Consider the following 17175-nt stretch of genomic DNA (forward strand, 5'->3'; position numbering starts at 1 on the left):
TTTGGCTCCACATCAGTCGCCACCACCGCCGCAGCCGCCCCCGCCACATCCGGAACTGCAGCCTGAGGAACCGCACCCGGATGAGCTGTCGTGGCGGCTCGAGCAGCCTGATCCACCACAGCCCGTGGTGCATCCGCCGCCGCCTTTCCCACCGCCGCCACGACGTGCCGAGCGAATGGCCAGACCGACGACGAACAGCAGAATGACCAACGGAAACACATTGCCGAAGGTGAGATCGTCCGCCGTCCAGGTGCAGGCGGCCAGCGCCGTCAGTGACAACGACACCACCAGGCAGGCCGCTGCCAGCCGGCCGACGCGTTGCTTCGGCAGCATCCAGAATGCCGCGGTGTTCACCCGTGCGAAACGCGCCGGGGAGGCAAATCGCACCTCCGCAGGCGGCCAGATGTCGGCAGGAGGCTGCTGGCCAAACCATTGTGCGTAACTCGTCTTGGTCTCGGCATACTGGCTTTCGAAACGATCATCCTCCGCCTTGCCACCGCGTGTGGGACCGTGGTGGAGCGGACGACCGAGCACGCCCTGGCAGAGATCTTCCCAGTAGGATCGCGTGTAAACGAGATGCAGGTGCCAGGCCTGATCGACCTCGTCCGACGGCGTGACGGGATGTCCTGCACGCAGCGCCAGAAACAAAAAGCGGCGATACTCCTCCACGACTCGCTGCGCGAACTCGGGTGACCACCGGTTCTCACGGGCGAGGCGCCTTGTGAACGTCAGATCATCACCCGGCTGATCGAAGGCAAAGGTCTGAAGCTTGTGCCATAGCGGATCATTTGACGCATTCATGGCGATGAAGGTGGGGAGCAGGACGAACGCTGGCAAGCCACGACTGTGGGCCGCATTCCGGCAAAATCCACGCATCCCGGCACTTGTGAGGGGCGTTTCTTTGCGCCACAGACTCCCGCCATGTCCCTCCAAACCTATCACTTCCTCCATCTCATCGGCCTGATCTGCGTGTTCATCGGCTTCGGCGGCCTGCTTTCCAGCGAAGGAGCCAGGAAGGCCATGAAATGGCATGGCATCGGCCTCGTCATCAGTCTCGTGTCCGGTTTCGGCATGCTGGCCAAAATGGGCATCATGGGTTCGATGCCCGTGTGGGTCTGGATCAAGATCGCTCTCTGGCTCGTGCTCGGCTTCCTGCCGGTTCTTGCCAAGCGTCGCGTGCTTTCCGCGCCGCTCGTGGTGCTGATCGCCGTGATCGTCGGCGCTGTGCTGGCCTACCTGGGCTATTTCAAGCCGGTGTTTTGATTCACGCGCCGAGCGCCTTGCTCTTCTCCGTCGCAGCCCGCACCGCCTGGATCATGGCGTTGCGCAGGCCGTGCTGTTCGAGCTTTTCGAGACCTGCGATCGTGGTTCCACCCGGACTGGTGACTTCATCGCGCAATGCGGCCGGATGCTTGCCGGTGGTGAGCACCATTTCGGCGGCTCCGGCCACCGTTTGGGCGGCGAGTCGCACGGCCGAGCCTCGCGGCAGACCCATGAGGACACCGCCATCGGCCAGGGCCTCGATCACCGTGTAAACATACGCTGGTCCGCTGCCTGACAGGCCGGTCACCGCATCGAGCAGCTTCTCCGACACCTCCTCGGCGATGCCGACGGCACCGAGGATCTTCGTGGCGAGCGCCGCGTCTTTCGCCGTGGCTTTGCTGCCGCGGGCAAACGCCGCCGCGCCCATGCCGACAAGCGCGGGCGTGTTTGGCATGCTGCGGATGACACGCTGGCGCGCCCCCAGCCACATCTCCAGATGAGAGAGATTCACCCCGGCCGCGATGCTCAGGTAAAGACGCGTGCCTTTCACACCCTCCAGTGCCTCGCACAGCGTCTTCATGTCCGCAGGCTTCACCGCCAGGATCACCACATCGGACGCGGCGGCCACCTCTTCAGGCGTGCCGGTGACGGACTTGCACGTGAGGCACTTGCGCAGGCCGTTCACGGCCTCCGGCACCACATCGCTCAGCGCCACGTGCAGGCTGGCCTTGCCGAGGGCCTGCTCCACGCCACGCAGCAAGGCGCCGCCCATTTTTCCGCATCCGATAAGTCCGAGTTTCAACATGACCGCGATTCTGCGGCGGATGCGGCCTTTGCGCAAGCTTCCCCATCTTCCTCCTTGCCGCCGGGGGCCGTTCTTTGCCATGCTGGGAAAGAATTCCCGGAAAACATGAACGCCGAGCAGTTTCATCCCGAAAAACTCCTCGCTGGAGGTCCTGCTGCGAAGGTCTATCGCGGCGTCGAGACCGCGACCGGCCGCAAGGTGCTGATGAAGGCGCTGCTGGACGAGCATGAGTCGCCGCATGCGCTGGATCGTGAAAAGCTCCAGCTCATGGCCCCTTCGCTCATGCAGGTGCGGCATCCGCAGATCGCCGGGCTCATCACCATGATCCCGACGGAGGATGAGTTTGCGCTCATCTACGATTTCATGCCGGGGCTGAACATCCGCGGCTTCGCGGCGGCCCGCACGGCCTCCGCGGCGGACATCCGCGCCCTCGCGGTACAGCTCATGCACGCGCTGTTCATCGGCGAGCAACTCCACCAGCCGCATGGCGATCCGAAACCCAGCAATCTCATCATCGCCGATCATCCAGGCGGCGGATTGTTCATGCAGGTGCAGGACTGGGGCCTCTCCCTCACTCGCAGCGTGCATCCGCCGGAAAGCCTGTGGTTCCGCGCACCGGAGCTCCATGAAACCGGCACGCCGACCACCCAGAGCGATCTCTTCACCGCAGCAGGGAGCCTTTTCTGCCTCGCCACGAACTCCGCGCCGGCCCAGGGCGACGATCCAGCCGATCTCACGCAGCAATGGCAGGCTTTCGACATGGGCCACGCCTTGCGTCACCTCCGTCCGGACCTCGATGCGCCGCTGATCGACTGGCTCACCTGGCTTTCGCGGCCCGATCCCCGGCAGCGGCCGCACTCGGCGGCCCAGGCGCTGGACATGCTGATGACGACGATGCACACCGGCTTCATCTACATGCCCCAGCAGGCACCGCAGATGGCTCCTGGCACGCAGACGACTCCGCTGAACCGGCCTCCCGCCGCTCCTCGTCCAAAAACTGTCACAACACGCCCCCCGTCCGGCATTGAGTCCCAAAGTGATCCGGCGCCGCCTGCACGCCCCCCACGCAGCAAAAAGCGTGTCTTTGCCGCCGTGGTGCTCAACCTTGCCGCCCTGGGTTTGGCCGCCGTCTTCGGCTGGGGCTGGCTCAGCGCCAATGGCACCGCCTTGTGGAAGGATCTCAGCGCCTGGGCCGGCCGTTTCAAAGTGGAGACCGTGAGCGCCCCGGCAGCCACCCAGCCTGCTGCGGTGCCCGAACCTGCCGCAGCCAAACCGCCCGCCACCGTCGCGACCACAAAGGCTCCGTCCAAATCAAAGTCGAAGCCTAAGACCAGCAAAGCCAAAGCTGCCAGGACGACCGCGGAAAAATCGGCGGAATCGAAGAAGTAGCCGCACGGATTCTCCATCTCGCGGGACGTGAGAGGCGGGCAGCCGTTCCGTATTCATCCCCACATGGCATCGACTGCATTCTCCATTCTCGCCCTTGTTGCACTCGGCGGCACCGCCGGAGCCGCGATTGATTTCGTGCAGGACATCCAGCCGATCTTCAGCACGCATTGCTACAAATGCCACGGCCCGCACAAGCAGGAGGCGGCCTTCCGGCTCGATCACAAGCCCACCGCCCTCAAAGGAGGCGACTTCGGCCTGGCCATCGTCCCGGGAAAGGCCGACGACAGCCGGCTCATGCATGCCGTGCTGGGCACGAACCCGAAGATGCGCATGCCGCGCAAAGGCGACCCGCTCACCGCTGACGAGATCGCCAAACTGAAAGCGTGGATCGATGCAGGTGCCGTATGGCCCGACAGCGCCAGCGTGAAGCTGGAGCAAAAGACTGACCACTGGGCCTTCAAGCCGCCGGTGAAGCCGAAAGTGCCAGCGAACGCGAAGCATCCCATCGATGCCTTCATTCGTGAACGGCTCGCCAAAGAAGGCCTCAAGCCCTCCCCCGCCGCATCGCCCGAGACCCTGATCCGCCGCATCGCTCTCGATTTCACCGGCCTCCCGCCCACACCGAAGGAAGTTGATGCCTTCGTGGCTGCGCATCAGAAGGATCCAGCAGCCAGCATCGAGCATCTGGCATCCAGCCTCCTCGATTCCCCGCACTTTGGCGAACGCTGGGCCCGCCACTGGCTTGACGCGGCGCATTACGCCGACAGCAACGGCTACGAGAAAGACCCGATGCGCTTCATCTGGTTCTACCGCGACTGGGTCATCAACGCCTACAATCGCGACATGCCCTACAACCAGTTCGTCATCGAGCAGATCGCCGGCGACCAGCTCCCGAAGGCCACGCAGGATCAGATCGTCGCCACCGGCTTCCTGCGCAATTCGATGATCAATGAGGAAGGCGGCGTCGATCCCGAGCAGTTCCGCATGGAGGCGATGTTCGACCACATGGACGTCATCGGCAAAAGCGTGCTCGGCCTCTCCATCAACTGCTGCCAGTGCCACAACCACAAGTACGACCCCATCTCGCAGGAGGAGTACTACCGGATGTTCGCCTACCTGAACAACGACAACGAGCCCTGGCGCGTCGTTTACAGCTCCAGCGAGCAGATGCAGCGCTCGCAGTTGCTCGCACGGATCACGGAGCTCGAGAACAAGCTCAAACACGATCACGCGGACTGGAAACAGCGCATGGACGACTGGGCGAAGAAGATCAAAGCCACGCAGCCGCAATGGAGCACACTGCATTTCGAAGATGACCCTTCCGGTGGCGAAAAAGCCCTGCGCCAGCCCGATGGCAGCATCCTCGCGCAAGGTTACGCACCGACAAAGAGCGAGGTGAAGTTCATCGTGAAGCCAGTGGTGCAAGCCTCCGGCTTGCAGACCGCAACCGCGACGGTTGCGCCACTTAAAATCGCCGCCTTCCGCCTGGAGCTCATGAACGACCCCAATCTGCCCGCCTACGGTCCCGGACGTTCGCAGAAAGGCACCGCGGCGCTCACGGAGTTCAACGCGGAAATGAAGATCGACGGCAAGATGACGAAGCTGAAGTTCATCAAAGCCACGGCCGACTTCGGCGAGCCGGAGAACACGCCGCTCGCGCCTTTCGCCCGCGACAAGGAGTCGGGCAAAGACAAACGCGTCACCGGTCCCATCCGATACGCCATTGATGGCGATGACAAAACCGCCTGGGGCATCAATGCCGGCCCCGGACGCCGCAACGTGCCGCGCAATGCCGTCTTCGTGCTCGAAAAGCCCGTCGAGGTGAAGCCCGACTCCGAACTCACCATCGGCCTCAGCATGAAACACGGTGGCTGGAACAGCGACGACCTGCAGACCATGAACCTCGGCCGCTACCGCATCAGCAGCACCGATGCCGCAAACGCGGAAGCCGACCCGCTCTACGGCAAGACCAATGCCTTCGCTGTGTTTCGCAGCACGGTTCCCGAATGGAAGGCCGTGAACGACGAGATCGAGTCGCTCTGGAAGCAGCATCCCGAAGGCGCGACCACGCTCGTGCTCGATGCGCGTGACCAACCGCGCATGACCACCGTCTTGAAGCGCGGCGATTTCACCAAACCGGGCGACAAAGTCACCACCGGCGTGCCCGCGGTGCTCAATCCGCTGCCAAAGAACGCCGATGCGTCGCGACTCACCTTCGCCAAGTGGCTTGCTGACAAAAACTCGCCCACCACCGCCCGCGCTTACGTGAACCGCGTGTGGCAGGCCGTGTTCGGCACCGGCCTGGTCGAAACCGCCGAAGACTTCGGCACGCAAGGCTCGCCACCAAGCCATCCTGAGCTGCTCGACTGGCTCGCCGTCGATTTCATGGAGCACAACTGGAGCACCAAGCACCTGCTCAAGCTCATCGTCACCAGCGAGACCTACCAGCAGTCCAGCAAGGTCACGCCGCAGCTCCTCGAACGCGATCCCTACAACCGCCTGCTCGCCCGCGGACCGCGATTCCGTGTCGAAGGCGAAGTCGTGCGCGATATCCAGCTCGCCGCCAGCGGTCTCCTCAATCCCGAAGTCGGCGGACGTCCCGTCATGCCGCCCGCGCCCGCGCATCTCTTCGAAAAACCCGCCAGCTACGCGCCCTTCCCGTGGAAGGTCGAGGAAGGCGCGGAGAAGTTCCGCCGCAGCATCTACGTCTTCCGCCGCCGCAGCACACCATATCCATTCCTGAGCACCTTCGACGTCCCCAACGGCGAATCCTCCTGCATCCGCCGCTCCAAGAGCAACACACCGCTGCAGGCGCTCATGACGCTCAACGAAACCATGAGCCTGGAGACCGCCAAAGCCCTCGGCGAACGCATGTGGAAGGAAGGCGGCACCGATGACACCTCCCGCATCGCCTACGGCTTCAAACTCTGCACCGGCCGCGCACCAACACCGAAGGAAAGCAACGTCCTGGTCACCATGCTTCACCGCCACGAGCAGAAGAAGAGCGAACTGGCACCGCAGACGCTTGTCGCGCGTGTGTTGCTGAATCTCGACGAGACGATCACGAAGGAGTGATTGTCATGGCCCGCGCTTGATGCGCCAGTCCCAGCTCTTGCCCCTCACGCTGGAGAGAACGTAACCGCTCTGTTCGAGACGATAGCCCGGCAGTTGGGAAGGTTTCGCAGGATCGGCGAGGGGAAACGGCTTCAACGCCTCTTTCACCGCATCGAGCGAAGCCGGATACGCGCCGTGTGTAAGGCGGTGCTTCTCCAATTCGCAGGCGATGATGAGGCATCGGCGGTGGAAGAGTGTCTCTGCTGCGGCCGGGAAGAGGTTGCCGATGTTTGGCAATGCCACCGCACCGATTTTGCGGCGCATGTTCCAGCCGATGTGGCGATATTCCGTTTCGAGACGCTGCTTGAGTGCGGTGGCTCGTGTTCCAGCGTCCAGCCACGCCGTTTCGCCTTTCGGACCGAGCAGATCGAGGAAGCGCTCGGCGAAGAAGGCCGTGTTCGCATCGTGCCAGCCTACAGGCCCGTAGATGTAGCCGAAACGCGTGGCGTGCGCACCGATTCGTGCGAGCCAGGAATTGTCCTCTTGGCCAAAGCGGAGCATTTCGACGGCGAGGCCGTCTTTGCGGCAGCTTTCGCGAATGAAAAGGCCGACACCGTATCCGGTCAGTGTCTCCATGCTCATCGCTTGCTCCATCACTTCGAGATCGTTGATCCTGCCGAGCTGGAGTTGCAGCGCATGGAGGCCGTTCTCATCCCACGCCGGTTTGCTGAGCGCGTCTTGCAGTGCCTCAAAGGCGATCCCATGCGTCGCGATGCTCACCAGCGAGCCGATGAGGCATTGACGCGAACTGGCGGATTCAGGAAACAATCGCAGCAGGATGAGCGCAGTGCTGCGCGCTTTCTCCACATCACCCGCCGCAGCGGCCACCCGCAAATGGAGGCCGAGTTGACGCATTTGGTCGTTCACGTTGCTGACATGCGGCTGGATCGCGTCATAGGGATCGGCTCCGGCGGCGGCGAGTTCGTCATGCTGGTGCGGTTTCCAGGCGGAAAAAGGCCGCGAGAGCCCGGCAGCGAGTTTCGGGAGCAAGCCATTGCCATCGCCGAGTTCGCGATTCATCACGATGGCAGGCGATTCGCCCTTCAAATCGCGATTCTTCGCCCAACCCGCGAAATCGACGCGTGAAGTGCCATCGGCTTCGTTTTCGAGAATGGCCGGTGAAACGAAGTTGGGCGGCAAAAAGACGTTCTTCGGGATGACGTAGCGCACTTGGCGACCATCGCGGTGCATCCATTGCTCGATGACCGGCAGCGCGAAAAAGTTCTGCTCATCCGGCACGACGGGCGGCGCGAGATCGAGCCAGTTTTCCGTGCCGATGCGTTCGAGCAGATGCTCGCGTGCGAGTTGCAGCTCACGCGCGCTGCGACGATTCTCCCACTGGTAATAAACCGTGAGCAGAGAGACGAGCGTCACGACCGTCCAGAAAAGGCGACGAAGCCATTTTCTTGGACTGCGGCAGCCTGCTACCGCTTTCGGGAGGCCAGCCTGCTGGCCGTCGAGTGTCGTTTGGCCTTTGTCGGCAGCAGGGCTGCCTGGGGAAAGCGGCAGCAAGCTGCCGCAGTCCATGTTTGAGTCAGAGCGGCGGGATGAGGCCGCGGCGTTGTTCGAGGAGTTCATGGGCGAGGCGTTTGGCTTCGGCGAGGTGGGCGATGAGTTGCGCAGGAGTGACCGGCGGTAGCTTGGCGTAGTTTTCCAGTGTGCTTTGCGGGACGGCCTCCGGCGTGGTGAGGCGGAAGTAGAACGCGAGCAGCCAGCACGCGGCCAGCGGCAAGCGCAGCGGACGCGGGATGAATGCAATGAGCCACGCGAAAGCGTTTTGGAGTGCGGCGGCCCTCCGCCGCTTTCGAGCATCTTCAGGTTCACGCAAAGCTCCAGAGGGCTGGAGCACTCCAGAACGCTGTCGCGACTCGGCAAGTGCCAGGTCCAGCGTTTGCTGCAAAAACGCCGGCGGCGGGTCTCGCCAGCGGAGGGTGCGCAGGGTTTGTTCGGGGTCGGGTTTCATACGAGCGTGTGTTTGTGGGCGCGGAGTTTCTCCAAGGCATAGCGGTAACGGCTGGCGATGGTTTGCGTGGGCAGGCCGAGCAGCTCGCCGATCTCGCGGAAGCCCATTCCCTCCCACACATGCAGATGCACGACGCTGCGCTGCTCCTCCGGCAGCTCCGCGAGCGCGGCGATGAGCGCCTCGTGATCGGCCGCGGGCTCAAACCAGCCCGGCAGCTCCTGCTCGCAGGCCTCCAACGCCTTTTCCTCCCGCGTGCGTCGTCGAAGCGCATCGAGCGAGAGGTTTCGCACCATGGTGAAGATGACCGCACGCTCCGAGCGGGCCGACGTGACGACTTCGGCATCACGGGCGAGCTTCAAAAACAGCTCCTGCACCACTTCCTGCGCCAGACCGTCATCTTTCGTCACCGACCACGCGAAGCGATACACGCTCACGGCGTGGTCGGCATGGAGTCGGGAGAGGGTGGCTTCGCTGGGCGGCATCCGCGGTCAGTTTGGCAGACGACGCACGGGATGGCTGGTTTTATCTACAAAGGTCAGCGCTCGCCACTGCCCGACGTTGGATCAAACGCCCGGGATCGCTCCCAATTCAGGCTCCGGAAGGCGGGTTCACCGCTGCAGCATCGAACCACAGCATCTCATCCATCCACCGCTGCAACCACGGCTCGATGGCATCCTGCGATCCTTGGTTCCCTGGCGGTCCCGTGGCGACGATGATCCAGCCGCCGTCTTTGGCCTCCACCGCGCCTGGATCTGCGCCTTGGACGGCAAAGTGACCCGCAGCCTCCCACTTCGCACCATCCGGGCTCGTCGCGGTGAACACACCGCGGCCGGTGCCGAAGAAAGTGACCGTCTTGCCGTCGGATTGCGCATTGCCGAGCCAGCGTGAGTCGTCATCCAGGGTGACATCGTCCGCACGGGTGAAGTGGATGCCGTCGGAGCTGGTGGCGTGGTAGGCCCGACCCGCAGGCGGCGGCTGGTGCTGACGCTCGTTTTCTGCAAAGGACTCCGCACTGCCGTTGTCCGGCGAATACAGGTGGAACGTGCCCTGATGCAGCACGACCGCGCAGTCGATCACGATGCGGCCTTCGATTCCGAAACGAACACCAGGCTCGAAGGTGTAGTGAATGCCGTCATTCGAGACTGCGGAGTAGATCTGCGGTGTGCTCATGCGGAAATCGTGATGGCGGTTGGAGGTGAAGTAGATCCGGATTCTCCCATCCGGCAGCGGCACGAGCGTGGGATCAAACGGACGCGCGAGACCTTCCTCCATGCCTTCCACCTCGATGGGCGCCGCCTTCGTCCACGTGCGCCCCTCATCCTCCGAAAAGCTCACCGCCACGCGGTCAAAATGACGCTCGTCATCAGCGGGGAAGTGCTGGTAAGCGGCGATGAGCCTGCCGTCCCGCAAGCGGGCGAGTGTCGGCACGCCTGCACGCTCAAAGGCTCCAAGCTTCTCAGTGCGGCCATCCGGAGTTGCTTTGTAAATCAGCACATCATTGTTCCACGGTCCACTTTGCGGCCGCACCGGCCGGCTGGAGCCCGGATTGCGATCAGCGAAGCCCTGCGGGCCGCCACGACCTGCTCGCGGCGTGGGAATGGCGTGGGTTTTGAAATACATCTTCCATTTCCCCCGCCACCGGATGACAAAGGGATCGGTGATCTGCTGGCCGGCGTCGGCGGTGAGCCGTGCACCGGGCTCCTGCTGCCAATTCAGGCCGTCGGTGGAGATGAAACTGCCGACGATGTTGCTGCCGGGCCTCTGCTCGAACGCATAAAGCCGCAGCCGGCCATCATCGAGCGGCACAGGCATCGTCGTGGCCCAGCCCTGGAGCGGCAGCACCCCGTGGTAACGGAATTTTAACCCGTCGTCTGAGCGTGCGATGACCGTGCCGCCCGTCCCATGCACGAACATGAACCACTCCTTGCCCACGCGAAACACATCGGGATCACACAACTCCTCGCGGCTGATCACCTCTCCCGTTTCGCGGTAATGAACACCGTCATCCGATGTCGCAAGCGCGATGCTGTGCGACCCCTCCGCACGCGCAGGATCGCCGTGAAAGTCGGAACCGAAGTAATACAGGCGGAATTTCCCCTCCTCATCGCGGATGATCGCCGGATCGCAGGCTTTCATCGTGCGCATGCCCTCGATTTTGAAATCAGGTGCCGACGTGAAGTGGATGCCATCCTCCGAAACCGCGCACGCGGTGTTCTCCGTGTGCGTCGTGAGGCCGTCCGGCGGCTTCACGTAGTAGATGAGCACGCGTTTGTCCCCATCATTGATCGCACAGGGCACCGAGGCGCTGGTGAGGCGTGTGCCTTCATCCACCGTCCATGTGAGGCCATCCTCGCTCGTGGCGCTGCGGACGATGTGGGACTGGATGCCCTCGTTGCCCGGCGGAGCCCCCTGCTCTGCCGAAGGAGGCGGGAAAGGAGCCAGCGGATTGAACAGCTCCGAGAAAAAATCCTGCGCCGATGCGGACGCGAGTCCGCACAACGCCACCAAGGCGAGTCGAGAGAGTGATTTCATGGCAGGGACGGGAGGCCCGGCTAAGAAACGGCACCACTGCCGCCTTTTGTATGTGCGGTGGACGCCACAGAACACATTTGGCCGGCCGGAGAGGTGCAAAAATGGCGTGAAGCTGGACACAACTTCACGCCATGGCGCCGGCGTTCCTCATGCGTCAAGAAAAGCACGGCGGCCATTCCCCCATCGCTCCCCGGCCCACGGGCGGATGTGGCTAAGCCTTCCCTTAGGCCACCCCGCGTGCTTTTTACCCCGTCGATGGCACTCAGTGAGGCCCCTGATGTTCCGGCCCTCCATCGTCCTGAGGAAAGGGCGGGAGTGACAGGCGTTTGGGAATCACCGCATTCACTCACACGCATGAAGATTCTTGCCCCTGCTGCCCGAAGAACCTCCCTCACCCGCAACAGCAGTGAACTTGTCAGCGGAAACCGGTGCCGGCGTGAGGAGTTCCGGGTCGGCGCGTATCGGATGAACAATGGCAGGCTCGTGGAGGTCCTGATCGGGCAGAAGGCGAGGCGTGGCCTGCGCTACGTCGGCAGCGCCCGTCCCACCGCGTCGCATCTGGGCAGGCAGTTGTTGCAACTTCTGCGCATGCTGCATGTGCACACCTTTTGTCCCTTCATGGGCTTGCATGGCGACGAGACCCAGCCGCTCGCCGAGCCGGAGCTGTGGGAATGCCAGTGGGTGGAGGCCAACGTGGCTGTCTGGGTGGAGCACGATGGCTGGAGCAAAACCGGCCTGCTGCTCAACCCGCGCATCGTGGCGATGAACTGACAGCGACGGAGATTCTCAGCGCGGCTTCCTGAAAAGCCATGCCGCATCGCCCGTTTGTTCAGCCCTCATGAAGCGCCTCACCTTTCTCCTGCTCGTTCTCGCCGGTCTTTTCACACCCATTCTTCACGCCGCGGACGACGGACGTGTTTACGAGTTGCGCATCTACACCTGCAATGAGGGCAAGCTGGATGCCTTGCTCGCCCGCTTCCGTGATCACACCTGCAAGCTGTTTGAAAAGCATGGCATCGGGAATGTCGGCTACTGGGTGCCGGTGGATGAGGAGAATGGCTCGAAGACCACGCTGATCTACGTCCTCGAACACAAGAGCCGTGAGGCGGCCAAAGAAAGCTTCAGGGCCTTCGGGGCCGACCCCGAATGGCAGGCGGCCCGGAAGGCGAGCGAGGAAGGCGGCAAGATCCTGGCCAGAGCGCCGGAGTCGATCTTCATGACACCCACGGACTACTCGCCGCCGCTGGCGATCGCGAAAACCGCGAAGCCACGCATCTTTGAAATGCGCACCTACACCACCAATGAAGGCAAGCTGGACGCCCTGCACGCCCGGTTTCGCGACCACACGATGAAGCTCTTCAGCAAGCACGGCATGAGCCACATCGCCTACTGGGTCCCTGCAGACAAGGAGAAGGGCGCAGGCACGAAACTGATCTACATCCTCGCACACGACAGCAAGGACGCCGGCCTCGCCTCCTTCACCGCCTTCCGTGCCGATCCCGACTGGATCAAAGCGAAAGCTGAAAGCGAGAAAGACGGCCCGCTCACGATCCAGCCACAGACGGAGGGCGTGAAAAGCGTCTATATGAAGGCCACGGACTTCTCGCCGATCCAGTAAGGCCGCAACACGATGTGTCATGTGCCCGTATGCTGCGGGCCATGATTGCCTTCCGCACGCTCTGCCTCGCCCTTTTTGCCACCGTCGCACATGCGGCCACGCCCGAGTTCGAATGGATCGCCGCAGGCGGCGGAGCGAAGAATGACAAGACTCGTGCGGTGACTTTCGATCGCGATGGGAATGTCTTCCTCGCCGGTGAAACGACCGATGAGGGCACGTTCGGCGACCTGAAGCGCACTGGACTCGGCGGGATGGACTTCTTTGTCGCCAAGGTGTCGAAGGAAGGCCGCTTCCTCTGGGTGCGCAGCCTTGGCGGAAGCCTGGTGGACCGAGGTTATGGCGTGGCGACGGATGCGGCCGGCAACGCCTACGTCACGGGTCATTTTCAAAGCATAAACGCAAAGGCGAACGGCCAGATGCTGCCGAACGCGGGCGACTACGACATCTTTGTCGCCAAATACGACCCCGCCGGCACGCTGCTGTGGATCAAAACTGCCGGCGGCAAAGGCTACGACTACGGTCACGGCATCGCGGTCGATTCGAAAGGCGATGTCGTTGTCACCGGCGCTGTTGCGGGCGAGGCAAAGTTCGGCGACGTGGCCGTGAACGGCGGAAGCACCACACGACCGATCTTTTGCGCCAAGTACGATGCCGCAGGCAACCTGAAATGGGTGAAGACGACCGGCGGCAAATTTTCCGGCAGCGGGCATGGCCTCGGCGTCGATGCGAAGGACGCTGTTTATATAGGCGGCAGCGGCGGCGGAGCGGGAACCATCGGCTCCGTTCCGGTCGAGGTCGCGAAAGGACAGGCTGGAGTCGTGTTGAAGCTCACACCCGAGGGCGAAGGCGTGTGGGCCGCCACCTTGCCAGGAGCACCGAGCGCCGGCTTCCACGAGATCACTGTCGATAACGCCGGTCGCACGTGGTGCGCGGGCATGTTCAAAGGTGAACTCAATGGCGGCCCGGTCAAAACCACTGGCGACAAGGACAGCGACGGCGTCCTCGCGCATTTCAGCCCCGAAGGAAAACTGGTCTGGAGCCACGTCATTCAAGGGCCGGCCACGGATTACTGTCTCGGCGTCGCCACCGATCACACGGGACGTTGCTTCGTCACGGGCGAGTTTTCCGCGACGGCGACTTTCGCCGGAGAGACGCTGACAGCGCAGGGCGCAACCGACATCTACATTGCGGCACTCGATGAGAAAGGTGGCCTCGAATGGATGGTCAAAGGCGGCGGAATGAAGGGTGACAACGCCTACACCATGGCCTGGCACCCCTCCGGAAAGGTAGTTTTTTCAGGGGCTTGTGTCGCACCTGCGACATTCGGCGGCCAGACGATGACCTCACCCGGCGGAGCGGAGGCCTACGGGGCGATTTTGCGGTTAAAGTGACCGCGTGGCACAAAAATCGGGCCTCGGAGCCTCCGGAACGGGGTTTGGAACCCGGTTTTGGCTACAAATCGACGGTTTGACAGGGGGAGCGAAGTGGACACCATGCGCGCCCCTTCGCCCGGGCCCCCACCCGGCGAGGCGTGACCCAACAACCCCACCCCTGATTGAATCGATCCATCCTTCTGTGCCTTGCAGCCTTGTGCGCCATCACCGCTTCGGCGGCTGAAACCAAATCCCAAGCCACAACGCCAGCCGGCACTCCAGGCCAGGTCATCGTCGGCGTCAAAACCACCGCCTACACCCACGACGAGAACGATCACATCGAGTACGGAGCCCGCACCGCCGTGGGCACCCCGCTCCGCCACGGCCAGATCCGCAGTGCCGCTGCCGACTGGTCCATCTACCCCGTCGGCACCGTCTTCCAGATCGCGGGTGATCCATCGCTCTACGTCGTGGACGACTACGGCTCCGCGCTCGTCGGCACCAGGACCATCGACCTCTACAAGCCGTCGTTCGGTGCCATGAACCGCTGGGGCACCCGCCGCGTGACCATCCAGGTCATCAAGTGGGGCTCCTTTCAGAAGAGCCTCGCCATCCTGAAGCCACGCGCCTACAAGGCCCCGCACGTCCGCAAGATGGTGGCCAGCATCGAAGGCCGCGCCGCCTGATCCCCTCCCCCAAAACCTGAATCCAGGTTGAGCCACGGAGCTGCTTCGTCAGTTCCGTGGCTTTTTTCTTGGCTCGTTCCCGAGAACGACAGACCGCTCACTCCGCCAGCCGCTCGCGATACACCTTCCGCGCATGCTCGTAGGCCGCCACGGCGTCCGCGTGCTCCTTCGGGGCGATGAGCGCTTCTTTTTGCGACCAGCATTGATCGACGCTCTTGAGGCACCATTCGAGGCTGCGCTTCTCGCGGATCGGTTTGTTGTCCACGATGATGAAAATCGGGTTCGTGTGCGAGCTGGCGCGGATGCGCAGGGCGATCCATGCGCTTTTTTCGATCGGCAGGTCGAACGTGAGGTCACGCATCGTGCCGTCCGCGGCGATGATTTGCTTCTGCACGGCAAAACCATTCACCAGCAGCTCCACCGGCACGTTTCTTGAAGTGCCGATGCGGGCGCGTTCAAGGTCCCAGAAGGGTTTTTGGCCTGCGGGAGCGTTTTGGATGTCAGGACGCGGCTGTTCATCGAGCAGCGCGGAGGCTTTGACGGTCACTTTCACGCTCGCGGGCTTCGCGAGGCGCAGTTCGCTGGTTTTCGTGCCGAGTTCGAGGTCGTTCGCCTTGAAGTCGATGAGGTGGCTTTTGCCATCGCTCACATAGGCGCGTCCGGCGCGGATGCCTTCGCACCACGCGTCGTAGCTGAGGCGCTCGTCGAGCTTCACGTAGGCGCGGCCGAGGCCCACGCGCTCGCCGTAGATGCAGGGGAAGTCGGTCTCGCCGCTGATGCGGGTGCGAAAACCAGCGTTCAGCGTGTGATACCAGATGTTCAGCTCCCAGGTGTGCGGCGTATCGACCATGCTGAGGAAATCGACCGCAGGCACCGGCTTGCCGTCCGGTCCTGGAACCTCGTGCGTGACATCGACAATGTATTCGCACGCGCCGATGCCGTTGAAGGGCGGCACGATGTAGTTCGGCAGCTCGTCGGTGGCGCTGGGTATGCCGAGTTTGTATTGCTGACCACGCGCGGGATCATTTTCCGCGAGCGGTTGCAGCCCCCAGCCGCTGTGCGCGGGACCGGTGAGCGCGCCCTGCTTCTTCGCCCACTTCAGCGTGTTCAGGCAAAGCGTGGGCCAGTGATCCGTCGAGTCGCCGCCGGGATACATCTGCTCCTTGAGCTTCAGCAGGCACAAATGCCCGCTCTTGTGCGATCCGAAGCCGCTGACCTCCACATCGTAGCGCAGCAGAAAAGGAAAACGCGATTCCTTGTCCTCGGTGCCCGTGAAGAACTGCTTCTGATAATCGAAGCACGGCCCCCAGGTGAGGTTCGCGCCGATTTTCAAATCCTCGCCCATGCAATGCCGCGCCATGTCCGGCGCATGCACGCCCTGCGTCGGCACGGAGTAGTGCGCGCAGCCTGCGGCATGGATGTGATGATCGCCGCTCCACCAGCCGAGCTTCGACGGATCGATCCAGCGCTTCACCTGAAAGCTCCACGAGGTGTTTTGGCCCGAAATGGCGACTTTTCGTGTTTCAGGCAACGATTCCGGCCCTCGACGAAAAACGACGTCATACTCGCCATCGGGCAATTTGATCGATTCGCCGTCACCGCGGTAGATTTGCGGGTGGAAGAAGAAATCTGGCGCGTGGCGCTTGATCTGGCTCGGATACACGCGCCCGGCCTTGTCCTTGATGAGCAACTCCGCGATGCACGGCTGGCCATTTTCATCCGTGATCGCCAGTTTCACTTCACGCGCCGCCTGGCAGTCGAAAAGCACGCTCGTTTCATTGCGGAAACCGAGGTCCTGCGTGCCCTGGCCCGTGTCGAAGCTGAACGTGGCATCGCGCTTGCCCGCGTCGCGGCTGTAAAGCTGCACGATTCGGTATTCGAGGCCCAGACCGCTCAACGTCGGCTGCATCGGTGGCTCTTCGAACATCTGCAAATCGAGCCAGCGCGTCGAGATCGCCGGTTCACCCGGATCACGCGGCTTCGCATGCGGCGCGACGGGTGGCGAGCCTTTCACATACATCTCCTTCGCTTGCGGACTGCTCACCGCGAGCCGCGCCGTCACGCCCGCCTCGTTTTCGACCCGCACGAGATACTGCCGCCAGCCCGCCTCATCGAGCACGGCCTTCGCTGCGCCACGCTCCACCTTCACCCGCTGCTCCGGCGTGATCGTGACGTGGAATAACGCATGCGCATCGAGCACCGCTTTGGCCTTCTCGACGGCCGCGGCATCGTTTTGCGAGATCGCCGTCCTCAAAGTGATGATTTCATCATCGCTGAATGGCGAGCCGAGGAAACTCGTCGCCTCGATGATGCGCTGCGTGGCCGCCAGGAACGGCTGCGGCTCGACGCCAGCCGCATGAACGAGTGAAACGCAGGCGAGGAGGCTGAGGAGCGGTTTCATGGCTACCCAAACGTGCGGCAACCGACACGGC

14 protein-coding genes are annotated in these 17175 nt (G+C 62.9%); 7 read left to right on the plus strand and 7 right to left on the minus strand.

The window, feature by feature from the left end:
* Positions 1 to 12: 12 nt before the first annotated feature.
* Positions 13 to 801, minus strand: coding sequence for a hypothetical protein (locus IAE77_RS23820; protein WP_294232122.1), 789 nt, complete (start codon positions 799 to 801; stop codon positions 13 to 15).
* A gap of 120 nt (positions 802 to 921) precedes the next feature.
* Between IAE77_RS23820 and IAE77_RS23825 the strand changes: the two genes are divergently transcribed.
* Positions 922 to 1263 carry a hypothetical protein gene (locus tag IAE77_RS23825; protein WP_294232124.1) on the plus strand — a complete coding sequence of 114 codons (342 nt, stop codon included), beginning with the start codon at positions 922 to 924 and terminating at the stop codon, positions 1261 to 1263.
* 1 nt (position 1264) lies between these two features.
* Here the strand turns inward: IAE77_RS23825 and proC are convergent, their stop codons facing one another.
* Positions 1265 to 2068, minus strand: a complete 804-nt coding sequence (gene proC / locus IAE77_RS23830; RefSeq protein WP_294232126.1) for a pyrroline-5-carboxylate reductase — start codon at positions 2066 to 2068, stop codon at positions 1265 to 1267.
* A gap of 105 nt (positions 2069 to 2173) precedes the next feature.
* On the opposite strand from proC, the gene IAE77_RS23835 reads away from it, so the two are divergent.
* Together IAE77_RS23835 and IAE77_RS23840 are read left to right on the plus strand one after the other, a co-directional pair.
* Entirely contained in the window at positions 2174 to 3457 is a 1284-nt protein-coding gene (locus IAE77_RS23835; protein ID WP_294232128.1) for a protein kinase, read from the plus strand.
* Positions 3458 to 3520: 63 nt separating this feature from the next.
* Positions 3521 to 6532, plus strand: coding sequence for a PSD1 and planctomycete cytochrome C domain-containing protein (locus tag IAE77_RS23840; RefSeq protein ID WP_294232131.1), 3012 nt, complete (start codon positions 3521 to 3523; stop codon positions 6530 to 6532).
* A 3-nt stretch (positions 6533 to 6535) separates the two neighbouring features.
* On the opposite strand, the gene IAE77_RS23845 is transcribed toward IAE77_RS23840, so the two are convergent.
* From IAE77_RS23845 to IAE77_RS23860, 4 genes are all read right to left on the minus strand, one after another.
* On the minus strand, positions 6536 to 8149 hold the full coding sequence (locus tag IAE77_RS23845; RefSeq protein WP_294232133.1) for a hypothetical protein: 1614 nt from the start codon (positions 8147 to 8149) through the stop codon (positions 6536 to 6538).
* Entirely contained in the window at positions 8106 to 8534 is a 429-nt protein-coding gene (locus tag IAE77_RS23850) for a hypothetical protein (protein ID WP_294232135.1), read from the minus strand. Before IAE77_RS23850 ends, IAE77_RS23845 begins: the two co-directional genes overlap by 44 nt.
* Complete coding sequence (locus IAE77_RS23855; RefSeq protein ID WP_294232137.1) at positions 8531 to 9016, minus strand: RNA polymerase sigma factor; 486 nt, start codon at positions 9014 to 9016, stop codon at positions 8531 to 8533. Before IAE77_RS23855 ends, IAE77_RS23850 begins: the two co-directional genes overlap by 4 nt.
* 106 nt (positions 9017 to 9122) lie before the next feature.
* Positions 9123 to 11066 (minus strand): hypothetical protein, encoded by a 1944-nt coding sequence (locus IAE77_RS23860; protein ID WP_294232139.1) that lies wholly within the window; start codon positions 11064 to 11066, stop codon positions 9123 to 9125.
* A gap of 354 nt (positions 11067 to 11420) precedes the next feature.
* Between IAE77_RS23860 and IAE77_RS23865 the strand changes: the two genes are divergently transcribed.
* The 4 genes from IAE77_RS23865 (at position 11421) to IAE77_RS23880 (ending at position 14743) form a co-directional block, all read left to right on the plus strand.
* A complete protein-coding gene (locus tag IAE77_RS23865) occupies positions 11421 to 11837 on the plus strand; it encodes a hypothetical protein (RefSeq protein WP_294232141.1) in 417 nt (138 codons plus the stop codon).
* A gap of 67 nt (positions 11838 to 11904) precedes the next feature.
* On the plus strand, positions 11905 to 12684 hold the full coding sequence (locus IAE77_RS23870) for an NIPSNAP family protein (RefSeq protein ID WP_294232144.1): 780 nt from the start codon (positions 11905 to 11907) through the stop codon (positions 12682 to 12684).
* A 41-nt stretch (positions 12685 to 12725) separates the two neighbouring features.
* Positions 12726 to 14075 carry an SBBP repeat-containing protein gene (locus IAE77_RS23875; RefSeq protein ID WP_294232146.1) on the plus strand — a complete coding sequence of 450 codons (1350 nt, stop codon included), beginning with the start codon at positions 12726 to 12728 and terminating at the stop codon, positions 14073 to 14075.
* A gap of 197 nt (positions 14076 to 14272) precedes the next feature.
* The gene (locus IAE77_RS23880) at positions 14273 to 14743 is read left to right on the plus strand and encodes a 3D domain-containing protein (RefSeq protein ID WP_294232148.1); all 471 of its coding nucleotides are present in this window, start codon (positions 14273 to 14275) and stop codon (positions 14741 to 14743) included.
* Positions 14744 to 14840: 97 nt separating this feature from the next.
* On the opposite strand, the gene IAE77_RS23885 is transcribed toward IAE77_RS23880, so the two are convergent.
* Entirely contained in the window at positions 14841 to 17144 is a 2304-nt protein-coding gene (locus IAE77_RS23885; RefSeq protein ID WP_294232150.1) for a CehA/McbA family metallohydrolase, read from the minus strand.
* Positions 17145 to 17175: the final 31 nt, after the last annotated feature.

The sequence above is a fragment of the Prosthecobacter sp. genome, assembly GCF_014879935.1.
In the GTDB taxonomy this organism is placed as follows: Bacteria; Verrucomicrobiota; Verrucomicrobiia; order Verrucomicrobiales; family Verrucomicrobiaceae; genus Prosthecobacter.

Bases quoted from the DNA above. Each gene is read 5' to 3' on its own strand.
- IAE77_RS23870 (WP_294232144.1), top strand. From the start codon at position 11,905: ATGAAGCGCCTCACCTTTCTCCTGCTCGTTCTCGCCGGTCTTTTCACA.
- IAE77_RS23860 (WP_294232139.1), bottom strand. From the start codon at position 11,066: ATGAAATCACTCTCTCGACTCGCCTTGGTGGCGTTGTGCGGACTCGCG.
- IAE77_RS23820 (WP_294232122.1), bottom strand. From the start codon at position 801: ATGAATGCGTCAAATGATCCGCTATGGCACAAGCTTCAGACCTTTGCC.
- IAE77_RS23825 (WP_294232124.1), top strand. From the start codon at position 922: ATGTCCCTCCAAACCTATCACTTCCTCCATCTCATCGGCCTGATCTGC.
- IAE77_RS23885 (WP_294232150.1), bottom strand. From the start codon at position 17,144: ATGAAACCGCTCCTCAGCCTCCTCGCCTGCGTTTCACTCGTTCATGCG.
- IAE77_RS23835 (WP_294232128.1), top strand. From the start codon at position 2,174: ATGAACGCCGAGCAGTTTCATCCCGAAAAACTCCTCGCTGGAGGTCCT.
- IAE77_RS23850 (WP_294232135.1), bottom strand. From the start codon at position 8,534: ATGAAACCCGACCCCGAACAAACCCTGCGCACCCTCCGCTGGCGAGAC.
- IAE77_RS23865 (WP_294232141.1), top strand. From the start codon at position 11,421: ATGAAGATTCTTGCCCCTGCTGCCCGAAGAACCTCCCTCACCCGCAAC.
- IAE77_RS23855 (WP_294232137.1), bottom strand. From the start codon at position 9,016: ATGCCGCCCAGCGAAGCCACCCTCTCCCGACTCCATGCCGACCACGCC.
- IAE77_RS23840 (WP_294232131.1), top strand. From the start codon at position 3,521: ATGGCATCGACTGCATTCTCCATTCTCGCCCTTGTTGCACTCGGCGGC.
- IAE77_RS23845 (WP_294232133.1), bottom strand. From the start codon at position 8,149: ATGAACTCCTCGAACAACGCCGCGGCCTCATCCCGCCGCTCTGACTCA.
- proC (WP_294232126.1), bottom strand. From the start codon at position 2,068: ATGTTGAAACTCGGACTTATCGGATGCGGAAAAATGGGCGGCGCCTTG.
- IAE77_RS23875 (WP_294232146.1), top strand. From the start codon at position 12,726: ATGATTGCCTTCCGCACGCTCTGCCTCGCCCTTTTTGCCACCGTCGCA.